Below are 12865 nucleotides of genomic sequence, written 5' to 3'. Positions count from 1 at the left end.
AAGATTATAAGCAAAAATAGCAGATAGAAACTTATAACATCCCCAATTCTAATTTCGCTTCTTCGCTCATTAGATCTTGCGTCCAGGTTGGCTCAAAGGTAAGCTCCAGCTCTACATCATTTACAGCATCTAGAGACTTTACTTTTTCCTTAACCTCTTCTGGTAATGATTCTGCAACTGGACAATTAGGAGATGTAAGCGTCATAAGAATTTTCACATCATAGTCCTCATTTACAAAAACGTCATATATCAATCCTAGTTCATATATATCAACCGGAATTTCTGGATCATAAATTGTTTTCAGGACTCTTACAATTTTTTCGCCAAGTTCTGTCGTGTCTATGTTAGTCTCACTCATAGTATATTTTTCGCCGTCTATTTAATTCTTAAAAAGATTAAAGACGAATTAATTTAGTTGTGTTTGGTATGCGATCGCATACATTTTTAATTGTTTGATCATACTCACCAATCCGTTTGCTCTGGTTGGCGATAAATGCTCTTTTAAACCAATTTCATCAATAAAAGCAGTATCTGCGTCCATAATATCTTTCGGATGTTGACCAGAAAATACTCTGATAAGAATGGCAATAATACCTTTGGTTATTATAGCATCGCTATCCGCAGTAAATTCGATTTTGTCATCTTTCATTTCTGCGTGAACCCAAACTTTGCTTTGACAACCTTTTATGATATTTTCATCAATTTTATATTTCTCTTCAATTAGAGGAAGTGATTTACCAAGATCTATCATGTATTCATAGCGCTGCATCCAATCATCAAACATGCTAAACTCATCAACAATCTCTTCCTGAAGTTCTTGTATAGACATATACTTACAATTTTTGACAAAAATACAACATGAATCTTTGCTATTCAATACTTTCTGTCAATGATAAGATAGTATTAACTAATGGCTTGATTTTTTTAACTCAACATCATTTTTGCCTTTTTTATGGCTTCTACCAGAATGTCAATTTCTTCTTTGGTATTATAAAAAGAAAAAGAAGCGCGAATGGTTCCCGGAATTTTATAAAAATCCATAATAGGTTGCGCACAATGATGACCGGTACGAACGGCAACACCTAGTTTGTCAACAATAGAACCTATATCATACGGATGGATATTGTCTATATTAAAGGAGATAACAGAGGTTTTGTTTTTAGAAGTCCCGTAGATTTTTAATCCTTCGATTTCCAATAGCTTTTTAGTTCCGTAGTCTAATAGTTCATTTTCATACTCAGCAATATTATCAAAACCAATACTGTTCATATAATCCAGAGCAACTCCAAAAGCAATTCCACCACAAATATTAGGTGTTCCTGCTTCAAACTTGTGTGGAAGACCGGCGTAGGTTGTTTTTTCGAAAGTAACTTGATCAATCATTTCGCCACCACCTTGGTATGGAGGTAATTTATTAAGCCATTCCTCTTTTCCGTATAATAAACCAACACCTGTAGGTCCACAAAGTTTATGCGCAGAAGCGACATAAAAATCTACGTCTAAGTCCTGAACATCAGGTTTGATATGAGGACAAGATTGTGCTCCATCTATTAAGACTGCAGCTCCAACGTTATGAGCTTTTTGTATAATCTCTTCGATAGGATTAATAGTTCCTAAAGCATTAGAAATATGATTGGTAAAAACCAATTTTGTTTTATCAGAAAGTAATTGATCATACGCATTCATTAACAGCTCTCCTTCTTCATTCATAGGGATGACTTTAAGAATAGCTCCTGTTCTTTCACAAAGCATTTGCCAAGGAACAATATTAGAATGATGCTCTAAAGCCGAAACGATAATCTCATCACCTTTAGCAAGTAAATTAGTGAAACCTGTAGCAACAATATTGATGCTATGCGTCGTTCCAGAGGTTAAGATGATTTCGTATGGGTGTTTTGCATTAAAATGCTGTTGCACCTTTTTACGTGCAATTTCATAAGCATCTGTAGCTTCTTGTGATAGTGTATGCACACCACGATGAATATTAGCGTTGTAATTGCTGTAATAATCCACTATCGCATCAATCACTACTTGTGGAGTTTGTGATGTGGCAGCATTATCAAAATATACCAAAGGTTTTCCGTTTACTTCTCTTTTCAGAATTGGAAAATCTTCTCGTATTTTCTGTACATCTAGCATATCAATTTCTTTCTGCAAAAATAGGAACTATTTCTAAGTGATATTGTTTATTTTTAAAAGGATTTAACACCTTATACAATGAAGCGATTTAAAAAGATTTTAGGATATGGATTCATAGGAATTGTAGGATTCATAGTTGTCTCAGCTTTTTGGAACTATCCTAAACTCACGATACTTTCTGGGTATTCTGCCAAAAATATGGCTTCATCCGTTTTTATCGGGAATCGTACTGTAGAATTTACGGATATTAATGACAATAATTTTGCTCCAGTTCATCTAGCAGATGATGAGGTAAATAAGAACGAAAAATTCGCAATTGCCTCTGTTTTTGGACTAAAAGAAAGGAAAGCAATTTATAGAGAAGGACTAGGGAGTGTATTGATTAATGATGATTTTGATGAAAAAGCTCCTTATTTAACACCTACGCGAAGTAAATCAAAAACCAATCTACCATTTCCTTATGGAGATTTGCCTCAAAAAGATACGGTGTTTACTTCTGTTGATTATAATAAAATAAATGATGTTGTCAACTCGATTTTTGATAAAGAAGGAGCGCGTATTAAAAAGACAAGAGCTGTTTTGGTCATTCATAAAGATCAGATAATAGCAGAAAAATACGCAGATGGATTAGACCAAAACTCTATTCTACTAGGTTGGTCCATGACTAAAAGTGTATTGGCTACCAACTACGGAGTATTGCAAAAACAGGGTAAGATTAATATTAATGAAAAAGCTCCTATAAAAGAATGGCAAAGTGATGAAAGAAAGGAGATAACGATTAACAATTTACTACAAATGAACTGCGGCTTAGCGTGGGATGAAGACTATGGATCTATTTCTGATGCAACTACGATGTTATATATAGATGAAGATATGACGAAGCCTCAAATTTATAAAGAAGCGATTCATAAGCCTAATGAATATTGGTATTATTCATCTGGTGTTACCAATTTATTATCAGGGATTCTAAGAAAACAATTTGATAGTTATCAGGAGTATCTTGATTTTCCGTATCGAGAGTTTATTGATAAAATAGGAATGCGTTCTATGCTTATTGAGACGGATATGGCGGGTAATTATGTGGGTTCTTCATATGCATGGGCAACGGTTAGAGATTGGGCAAAATTCGGTTTATTATATCTGCATAAAGGCAATTGGAATGGAGAACAAATTTTTAATACGGATTGGGTGGATTATATAACCACTCCAAGTCCAACATCAGAAGGTGACTATGGAGGTCACTTTTGGTTAAATGCTGGAGGTTTTTATCCTGATGCTCCCAGAGACATGTATTCTGCAAATGGATTTCAGGGACAACGAGTATTTATTATTCCTTCTAAAGATTTAGTAATTGTACGTTTTGGATTGATTGGTGACGCTGGTGTGGATTTTAATAGATTCTTGAAGGAGATCGTTAGCTCGATACAATAGGATAGACCTCACAGGTTTTTAAAACCTGTGAGGTCTGGAAGTTCAATTATCTTCCGAAATAATCATAGTATCGCTCTGCGTGTTGCTCATACCGCTTAATAAGATCAATGTTTTTCTTTTCGAGGTCTGTTAATTGACTTCTAACATCTGTAGAGACCGGAATATACCAATCAATTTGACTATCAAAAAAGTAACGCATCTTACGATTTTTAAAGGAGTATCCGTGTCTGGCATAAATTAAATTTCTCAGGACTTCTAACTCTCCTTTATTAAAGTTTTCAATATCTTGATTGGTTAATTCTTGAGTAGAAGCATTAAGTTTTCCAATAATTTGTGCACTTATCGCCTCCAATTCTCCATTTTCATCTTCTTGAGAATCATACAAAGCTAAATTGTAATCATAGTCAACATCGAAATCTAAATTTAATTTGGAATCGTATTTAAATTTTCTTTTGGTAAGATTGTACTTTCTTTTTGTTACAGATAAGTTTTTGTTATTTGCTATCCAGATTCCTTTGATTTCGTTTTGTCCTGGTAAAAATTTAATTTCAAAAATACCATCATATTTGTCATCGCCAGGTTCTGAAGTTCTAGCGGAAAAAGAAGTTTTATCAAAGGTTCCCTTGAATGGTCTTTCGTTTCCAGCAACGACAGAATGACCATAAATAGAGTCAGTTTTAATTTGGTCAATAGAGATGTTTATTTTATTGGAATATGATGGAGTGATGTTTGTATCAGTAAATTCTGATGCTTCAAAGTAACCTACATAATAACCTAACAAATATGTATGATCTGATTTAGAAACTTTTTCAACCGCTGGATCATTTTCTTTTTTAACAATTTCATTTTCCAAAACTGGAGTAGTTTCGACCTTTTCTTTCGGGGCTTCTTTTTTACAAGATATAATGATAAGAGCGAATACTAAGAAGATTGTGTTTTTCATTTTTTAATATATTTTATGATGATAATTTCGGCAATAATTAGATTTAATACCCAACCTAACCAGGCTACAATTTGATATACATCCATGGGTCTTGGCTGAAAAACCAAAACAATCAAGTATTTCCATAAGCGTAAAGTTATAGCAGATAATGTTAGCGCAAAACTTCTGATCATAAAAATTTGATGTTTTTGATAATCTTGTTGTTTAAGAGCCCAAAAAGCTTTTAAAGTAAACCAAAACCAACCAATGGCTAGTAAGCAGAAGGCGAGTTGAGACCAGAACCCACCGTTAGCATAGTATCCAATAATCAGTCCCGATGGAGCCGCAAGAAGTAATACAGAAACCAAATATATCCAGCCAACAACTTTATGAACTTTAGTGTACTCTGTTCTTATTTTTTTAGAAAATTGAGTAAAGCCTGCAAATAAGGAAAAAACAGAGAATGTAACGTGAATATAAAATGCAATTTTATAATGTGCGAAATGAATATACTGCTGCTTGATTCTTAAAAACGCCACATCAAAGTCAATAGGAAAATATTGAAGCGTAATCTGAAACATCAATACACAAAAGAAGGTATAAAGTATAAGTAGAACTATTTGATATACGGTAGCTTTCTGCATAAAATAAAAAAACCTCAACAAATATATGAAGAGGTTTAGTATATATTACGATTATTCTTTTCTACAAATCGAATCCAATATCAACACCAAGCTTGTTGGCAATCAATTTATTAATTCGTTGTTTTAGCTGAGGTATTTTTACGCTTTCTAATACGTTATTGGCAAAAGCATACATTAATAAGGCTCTTGCTTCTTTTTCTCCAATTCCTCTGGATCTCATATAGAACAATGCTTGTTCATCTAACTGACCAATGGTACAGCCGTGAGAACACTTTACATCGTCTGCAAAAATCTCTAACTGTGGTTTAGAATTAATGGTAGCCTTATCACTTAGTAAAATATTGTTGTTGGACTGAAAAGCATTAGTTTTCTGAGCCTCTTTATTCACAATAATTTTACCATTAAATACACCTGTTGCTCTTTCGTCAAAAATACCTTTATAGTCCTGATGGCTCTCGCAATTAGGTTCTGTGTGATGCACTAAGGTATTATGATCCACATGTTGTTTACCTTCGATAATAGTAACTCCATTAAGTATAGAGTCAATTCCTTCGCCTTTCTGATAGAAATTTAGATTATTTCTAGTCACATTACCTCCAAATGCAAATGTATGTACTGAGGCTACACTTTGTGCTTGTTGTTGGATATGTGTATTATCTATCAACGAAGCATTCTCACTATCATTCTGAATTTTATAATAGTCTACAAATGCTCTTTTATCAGCAAAAATTTCTGTAACCGAATTCGTTAAAACAGGGTTTTCCGTTAAGCTTTGATGGCGCTCAATAATCTGCACGTGTGAATTTTCTTCGACTACGATAAGGTTACGAGGCTGTAAAAGCTGTGTTGATTCTTTTCCTGTAGAAAAATGAATGATTTGTATTGGCTTATCCGCCTGCTTATTCTTTGATATATAAATATACGCTCCTTCTTTAGAGAAAGCTGTATTTAAAGAAGTAAGACCGTCTTCTGGAGCAATTTTATTAAAATAATTATCAATAATAGGCTTATACTTTTCATGACTTAAAGCCGAAGACATTAAACAAACATCAATCTTATCATGAGTAGTTTCAGATAAATGAGAAGAATATTTACCGTCAATAAATACAATTTTATAAGTGTCTAGATCGTGAAGAAAGTACTTTTTTACATCTTTAAACTCTAGCGCGTTCTCTTCTTTTGGAAAAATACTATAGTCATGCTTCAAAATAGCATTTAATGAAGTATACTTCCAGGCTTCTTCTTTTTTAGTAGGAAACCCCTTTTCTTCAAAGACTTTTATAGCTTGACTTCTGATATCATGAACAGGAGCATCTACATCTACTGTATTTTCAAAAGCAAGAAAAGAAGATATTAATTTTTCTTTCAGCTCCATAACTATGCGTTTATCTCTTCTTTAATCCAATCGTATCCTTTTTCTTCTAATTCTAAAGCTAATTCTTTAGTTCCAGACTTTACTATTTTACCGTCATATAAAACATGTACAAAATCGGGTACAATATGATCTAATAAACGCTGATAGTGAGTAATTACAATAATAGCATTGTCTTCACTCTTCAGTTTATTTACACCATTAGCTACAATACGTAATGCATCAATATCTAATCCGGAATCAGTTTCATCTAAAATAGCCAGTTTAGGTTCCATCATCGCCATCTGGAATATTTCATTTCGTTTTTTCTCACCACCAGAAAACCCTTGGTTAAGAGAACGAGATAAAAATTTACGATCAATATCTAGTAATTCAGATTTTTCTCGAATTTTCTTTAGCATATCCTTGGCTGGCATTTCTTCAAGACCTTGCGCTTTTCTAGTTTCATTAATCGCAGTTTTCATGAAATTAGTAACTGTAACACCAGGAATTTCTACCGGATATTGAAACGAAAGAAAAACACCTTTATGAGCACGTTCTTCTGCCGCTAACTCTTCGATATCTTCACCATTCAACAGGATATTACCTTCTGTCACTTCATATTCTTCTTTTCCTGCCACGATACTAGCTAATGTACTTTTACCGGCACCGTTAGGACCCATTATCGCATGAACTTCTCCTGCTTTTACATGTAGGTTAAGACCTTTTAAGATCTCTTTATCTTCAACGCTAGCGTGCAAATCCTTAATTTCTAACATCTTCTGTTTTTATATCTTTTTAAATAAATTTTTAGTGATTATGACCTTCGTGTCCTGTTTCACTTGACTCTTGTAATGAATCTGAGGATTTTATCTTTGTTGGCAATTCTTCTGTTGGCTCACTCACACCAACAATCTCTTTTATCTCTACAACTTGTGGCCAACCATCTTCTGTGTTAGGTTTTATAATACCCTTAATTACTACAGGTACCATATCATATTCTTCTCTTTGTAATGGCTTTACCTTTTTAGCCAATTCATATGCCATGTCATCGATAATTACTCCATAAATAAAATCTTTACCTTTTAGAACACCCGCGTTATCAATTAATATATATTCTCCGCGAATCAGGCTTGATTCAATATCAGAATCCGATGATGAAGTGGATTTTTCGTTTTTACAAGAAAAAATTAATAGGGTTACAATGATGAGTAGAAATGGTTTTTTCATTTATGTGAATTTGTTAGTTAAACACTTTATCCTACAGAACCTTCTAGAGAAATTTCTAAAAGTTTTTGGGCTTCTACTGCAAATTCCATTGGGAGTTTGTTTAACACCTCTTTACTAAAACCGTTAACGATCAATGCAATTGCTTTTTCTGTATCAATACCTCTTTGGTTACAGTAAAAGATTTGATCTTCTCCAATTTTACTGGTAGTAGCCTCATGTTCTATTTGAGCAGTTTTATTCTTTGCTTCAATATAGGGAAACGTATGAGCACCACATTCATTGCCCATAAGTAAAGAATCACATTGAGAAAAATTACGGGCATTAGTTGCTCTGCTATTAATTTGTACCAATCCTCGATAGCTATTTTGAGACTTTCCTGCAGAAATTCCTTTGGAGATAATGGTACTTTTAGTATTCTTACCTAAATGAATCATTTTAGTTCCCGTATCGGCTTGCTGATAATTATTAGTTACTGCTATGGAGTAAAATTCTCCTACAGAATTATCTCCTTTAAGGATGCAAGAAGGATATTTCCAGGTTACTGCTGATCCTGTTTCTACTTGTGTCCAAGATATTTTAGCATTTTTTTCGCAAATACCACGTTTTGTTACAAAATTAAAAACACCACCTTTTCCTTCGGCGTTACCAGGATACCAGTTTTGTACAGTAGAATATTTAATTTCTGCATCATCCAGCGCTATAAGTTCTACCACTGCTGCGTGCAATTGATTCTCATCCCGTGACGGAGCTGTACAACCTTCGAGATAACTTACGTAGCTGCCTTCATCAGCAATTACCAATGTACGCTCGAATTGACCTGTACCTGCCTGATTGATTCTGAAATAGGTTGATAATTCCATCGGACATCTCACGCCTTTAGGAATATAACAAAAGGAACCATCACTAAACACAGCGGAGTTTAAAGCTGCATAAAAATTATCTTTTTGTGGAACAACAGAACCGATATATTTTTTAACAAGCTCAGGGTGTTCTTGTATTGCTTCAGAAATTGGACAAAAAATAATACCTTTTTCACCAAGTGTTTCTTTAAAGGTGGTAGCTACAGATACCGAATCCATCACAATATCTACTGCAACTCCTGCTAATTTTTTTTGTTCATCCAGAGATATACCTAATCTTTTGAAAGTATCCAATAATTCTGGATCTACTTCATCAAGACTGTCATATTTTGGTTTACTACTAGGAGCAGAATAATAGGCGATGTCCTGAAAATTAGGTTTTTCATAATTTACATTTGCCCATTCTGGCTCTTCCATCTGTTCCCAAATACGAAAGGCCTCGAGTCTCCAGTCTGTCATCCATTCTGGCTCCTCTTTTTTCTTGGAAATCGCACGAACAATATCTTCATTTAGACCAACAGGAAATGTGTCGGATTCTATATCAGTATAAAATCCATACTCGTATTCTTTGGTTTCTAATTCTTTTTTTAAATCGTCTTCGGTATATGCCATCTTAGTAAATCCTATGTTTTATTTTAGGATCTTTTTTTAAATTTTTAAAGGGAAAAACTTTCTCCGCAACCGCAGGTTCTATTAGCGTTGGGGTTGTTAAAAACGAAACCGGTTCCATTAAGTCCGCCGGAATATTCTAAGGTAGTACCAATTAAGTATAAAAAACTCTTTTTATCTACAATTATTTTTACACCATTGTCTTCAAAAACCTTATCTCCGTCTTCCTGAGTTTTATCAAATTTTAAGTCATATGACAAACCTGAACAACCCCCACTTTTAACTCCTACACGTACGTAGTCTAAAGTAGCGTCATAACCGTCATCACTCATCAATTCTACGACTTTCTTTTTAGCTGTGTCTGATACTTTAATCATACTATAATAAAATAGATTAATTCTAAATTGAATGCAAATATACTACATATGTAGGTTTTATTTACAGAACCTAACATTTATCTAACATATATTAGGATAGGCATAATCTATGGTGAATTTAATGAAAGAATGTTAGAATTCAGAAAAACGATTGTCATTCACAAAATTATCATCCGTAAGCGTTTTTAAAAAGGATATAATTTGTTGCTTTTCTTCTTCGGTCAAAGGGATTCCTTTAATTGTTCCGTCGGGATTTTTGAATTCAGGATCTAACGTTTCAGAATCAATCATGCCGTCACTATAATGATCTAACACGTCTTTTAGTGTTTTTAATCTTCCATCATGCATATACGGAAAGGTTAGTTCTATATTTCTAAGAGTAGGTACTTTGAATTTGTACAGATCAGAAACCAAACCAGTAACTCTATTTCGACCTATATCGTTATATTCAGGATCAATAGGTAACCCATTATTTCGATAGGACTGATCTGTAAACAATGTTCCTTCGTGACAAGAAGCACATTTAGAGGTGAATAATTCAAAACCAGCGGCTTCATTATCCGTAAAAACAGAACCTTCGCTTCTCTCTATTTTGTCATATTTAGAATTAGATGAAATCATCATAATCATAAATTGTGATAAAGCTTTGAGTAAATTTTCAGAGTTAATTTTTTGATCTTCAAATGCTTCTCCAAATAGTGTTACATATTCTGGTTGTTCTTCAAGTTTTTTAATAATACCTGTAAAAGATTCGTTCATTTCTACTTCTGCGGTGATCGGTATAATTGGTTGTAGGTCCAAATGTATTGCAGCACCATCCCAGGTAAACTCATTCATAAAGGCTAAGTTATGTAAGGGTTGCGCATTTCGTGTACCCAATGCTCCGTTTACACCGTGACTTACGATATGCGTATGATGGGTAAAAGCAAAATCCTGAATATGACAGAACCCACAAGAAATAACACCATCAGAAGACAAGCGGCCATCATAGAATAGTTTTTTACCTAATTCGAATCCTTTTTCCGTTGGGGGATTAAGAGTAACGTTATAACTAGGTTCAGGAAAATTAGATGGAATGGTAAATTCTAATTTTGGGTTTTTGTCAATAGGCACGTATTCATCTTTCTCAGAACTACAGGCTGCTCCAAGAAGAATGAATACTATGTAACCTATATTCTTTATCATTTAGTTTGCTGTTAATATAGTAAACATGGTTTGTACGTTGTTTGCAATCTTTTCAGAATCAGGATCAACTTGTATATCACTTTTTTCTTCTAAAGAATGTGTAAAAGTACTATCAAAAATTTTAGAGATGTCTGCTTGTATCGATAAATTAGATGTAGTTCCATCTCCTATTGTAATTGTATTAGATATATCTAATGTAATTTCTTTATAATTATCTAAGGCTGTTCCATGACTTCCTACATGTAGAAGAAAATCACCAGCGGTTCCTCCCTGAGGAATAAAAGAACCTTCGAATTTAAGAAATTTATACCCTGCAGACCAAGACCATAACATCCCGTTTTCTTCTGCAGTAGGAATAAAATTAGCAACTTCATTAAGAGGATAATTAGATTGATCAACTCCTACACCAAATCTAATCTTAGTATAAGCACCAGCATTGATATTGCTAAGTGAAATTTGCTTACTAGATGAAATTTCTTCATTTACCACAAAATAACTATCAGCAATTGGATAAATGAATTCATCTCCATTTTCTTTTATCAAAACGATATTACTAATAATGTACTTTAATTCAGAAACTGTATAGGTTTCATTACTTAAGTTGGTATATGAGATTGTGTTTAAATTAATAGCGTCGTTGTTTATGTTGTTTTTAAACTCGAGGTTTACAATACCTACATTAACATCATCATCTTTACAAGATATTAAAGTTATTAAAGCGAGTATTATTAGTGTGAACTTTTTCATTTTCTATTTATATTTTATTATTATAACGTCTTTGCTTCCTTGATTATGAGGGATGTCTATATCATTGCTTTCAGAACTGCCAGCAATAATGATTTTTTTATCTTGAGTTTCCATACATCCTTCTGCAAATTCTGAAAGGCTTCCACCTAAAGTAGATTCCCAGATGACATCTCCATTATTGTCAATCAGAATATTCCAGATATCACTTTGACCTTGATTTTCATTAACATCTCCATTGTTACTTCTAGAATTACCGGTAATAATAAAACCACCATCTTGCGTAGTGTGAATTCCTCTCGCTGTGTCAAACTCTGTTCCTCCTAAGGATTTTTCCCAGATAAGATTTCCGTTACCATCGATTTGAATCATCCATAGATCCGCGTTTCCTTTGGGATCCGAGATATCTCCATTATTACTTCTAGAATCTCCTACAATAATATATTTTCCATCACCTGATGTTGCAATTGCATATCCTACGTCAATTTCAGATCCTCCGTAAGATTTCTCCCAGATTTTAGTTCCTTCAGTATTTATTTTAACTACCCAAAAGTCATAGCTTCCATTAGTCGCACTAATATCAAAATCGTCACTTTCTGAGGATCCTATCATTAAAAAACCTCCATCTTCGGTCTGTACGGTATCGTAGCTTCTATCATTATTCGTTCCTCCAAAATAACGTCTCCATTCTTTGTTTCCGGAAACATCTAGTTTAATTCCCCAAAATTCTCCAACACCGTGTTTTTCAAAATTTTTTCTATTGTCATTTCCTTCACCATTACTAGCAGTAACATCCAGAAATCCTGTTAAGAAATAACCATTATCAGCGGTTTGAACAATGGAGAAAGCTCTATCAATACCAGGAAATCCAAAAGACTTTTCCCATTGTAAATTTCCTGAAGCATCAATTTTTACCATCCAATAGTCTTGCAGTCCTGCGTTTTCACTTACATCACCATCGGTACTTCTACTGTAACCTACTAAAGCATAACCACCATCATTAGTTTTAATAACTCTTTGTCCACGATCATCGCCAGTACCACCGTAGGTTTTGCTCCAGACTACAGTTCCTTCAGGTGAAAGTTTTAAAACCCAAAAATCACTGTCAGTAGCATCTTTATCCGTTATATCACCATCCACACTTTGAGTATATCCGAAAACGACATAACTTCCATCTTCGGATTCTACTACGGATAAAGCGTCGTCTTCACCGCTACCACCAAAAGTCTTAACCCATTCTATAGTTCCCTGAAATCCATCTTCAGGATTGGTAGGAGGTAGAGGGGTTGCACTGTCATCACTGCCGCAAGCTACAATACTTATAACAATAAAAGTTAATAAGGATTTATTAAAGAACTTGAATTTGCACATTT

Annotated in this window: 14 protein-coding genes; 1 reads left to right on the top strand and 13 read right to left on the bottom strand. The window is 33.9% G+C overall.

Annotated elements, in window-relative coordinates:
- Positions 1 to 31: 31 nt before the first annotated feature.
- From Q0910_RS04035 to Q0910_RS04025, 3 genes are all read right to left on the bottom strand, one after another.
- Positions 32 to 358 carry a DUF59 domain-containing protein gene (locus Q0910_RS04035; RefSeq protein ID WP_091406545.1) on the bottom strand — a complete coding sequence of 109 codons (327 nt, stop codon included), beginning with the start codon at positions 356 to 358 and terminating at the stop codon, positions 32 to 34.
- A 48-nt stretch (positions 359 to 406) separates the two neighbouring features.
- Positions 407 to 829, bottom strand: coding sequence for a SufE family protein (locus Q0910_RS04030; protein WP_118459758.1), 423 nt, complete (start codon positions 827 to 829; stop codon positions 407 to 409).
- Positions 830 to 924: 95 nt separating this feature from the next.
- Complete coding sequence (locus tag Q0910_RS04025) at positions 925 to 2139, bottom strand: cysteine desulfurase (protein WP_299213487.1); 1215 nt, start codon at positions 2137 to 2139, stop codon at positions 925 to 927.
- 78 nt (positions 2140 to 2217) lie between these two features.
- On the opposite strand from Q0910_RS04025, the gene Q0910_RS04020 reads away from it, so the two are divergent.
- On the top strand, positions 2218 to 3570 hold the full coding sequence (locus tag Q0910_RS04020) for a serine hydrolase (protein ID WP_299212851.1): 1353 nt from the start codon (positions 2218 to 2220) through the stop codon (positions 3568 to 3570).
- A 46-nt stretch (positions 3571 to 3616) separates the two neighbouring features.
- On the opposite strand, the gene Q0910_RS04015 is transcribed toward Q0910_RS04020, so the two are convergent.
- The 10 genes from Q0910_RS04015 to Q0910_RS03970 all read right to left on the bottom strand — a co-directional run bounded on the left by Q0910_RS04015 (position 3617) and on the right by Q0910_RS03970 (position 12863).
- Positions 3617 to 4513, bottom strand: coding sequence for a YARHG domain-containing protein (locus tag Q0910_RS04015; protein WP_299212849.1), 897 nt, complete (start codon positions 4511 to 4513; stop codon positions 3617 to 3619).
- On the bottom strand, positions 4510 to 5136 hold the full coding sequence (locus tag Q0910_RS04010; RefSeq protein WP_298314975.1) for a DUF2306 domain-containing protein: 627 nt from the start codon (positions 5134 to 5136) through the stop codon (positions 4510 to 4512). Before Q0910_RS04010 ends, Q0910_RS04015 begins: the two co-directional genes overlap by 4 nt.
- A gap of 61 nt (positions 5137 to 5197) precedes the next feature.
- The gene (gene sufD, locus Q0910_RS04005; protein WP_299212846.1) at positions 5198 to 6511 is read right to left on the bottom strand and encodes a Fe-S cluster assembly protein SufD; all 1314 of its coding nucleotides are present in this window, start codon (positions 6509 to 6511) and stop codon (positions 5198 to 5200) included.
- 2 nt (positions 6512 to 6513) lie between these two features.
- Complete coding sequence (gene sufC / locus Q0910_RS04000) at positions 6514 to 7266, bottom strand: Fe-S cluster assembly ATPase SufC (protein WP_118459762.1); 753 nt, start codon at positions 7264 to 7266, stop codon at positions 6514 to 6516.
- A 31-nt stretch (positions 7267 to 7297) separates the two neighbouring features.
- A complete protein-coding gene (locus Q0910_RS03995) occupies positions 7298 to 7717 on the bottom strand; it encodes a hypothetical protein (RefSeq protein ID WP_299212844.1) in 420 nt (139 codons plus the stop codon).
- Between the two features lie 26 nt (positions 7718 to 7743).
- Entirely contained in the window at positions 7744 to 9189 is a 1446-nt protein-coding gene (sufB, locus tag Q0910_RS03990; RefSeq protein ID WP_299212843.1) for a Fe-S cluster assembly protein SufB, read from the bottom strand.
- Between the two features lie 44 nt (positions 9190 to 9233).
- Positions 9234 to 9563, bottom strand: coding sequence for an iron-sulfur cluster assembly accessory protein (locus Q0910_RS03985; protein WP_118459764.1), 330 nt, complete (start codon positions 9561 to 9563; stop codon positions 9234 to 9236).
- Positions 9564 to 9695: 132 nt separating this feature from the next.
- Entirely contained in the window at positions 9696 to 10748 is a 1053-nt protein-coding gene (locus Q0910_RS03980; protein ID WP_299212841.1) for a cytochrome c peroxidase, read from the bottom strand.
- Positions 10749 to 11495, bottom strand: a complete 747-nt coding sequence (locus tag Q0910_RS03975) for an MbnP family protein (protein WP_299212839.1) — start codon at positions 11493 to 11495, stop codon at positions 10749 to 10751. It lies immediately after the preceding gene.
- A gap of 3 nt (positions 11496 to 11498) precedes the next feature.
- Complete coding sequence (locus Q0910_RS03970) at positions 11499 to 12863, bottom strand: hypothetical protein (protein ID WP_299212837.1); 1365 nt, start codon at positions 12861 to 12863, stop codon at positions 11499 to 11501.
- Positions 12864 to 12865 lie beyond the last annotated feature (2 nt).

This window comes from uncultured Aquimarina sp., from assembly GCF_947495315.1.
GTDB lineage: Bacteria > Bacteroidota > Bacteroidia > Flavobacteriales > Flavobacteriaceae > Aquimarina.
The sequence above is the reverse complement of the archived record's forward strand: the minus strand, read 5'-3'. Positions and strand labels throughout refer to the sequence as shown.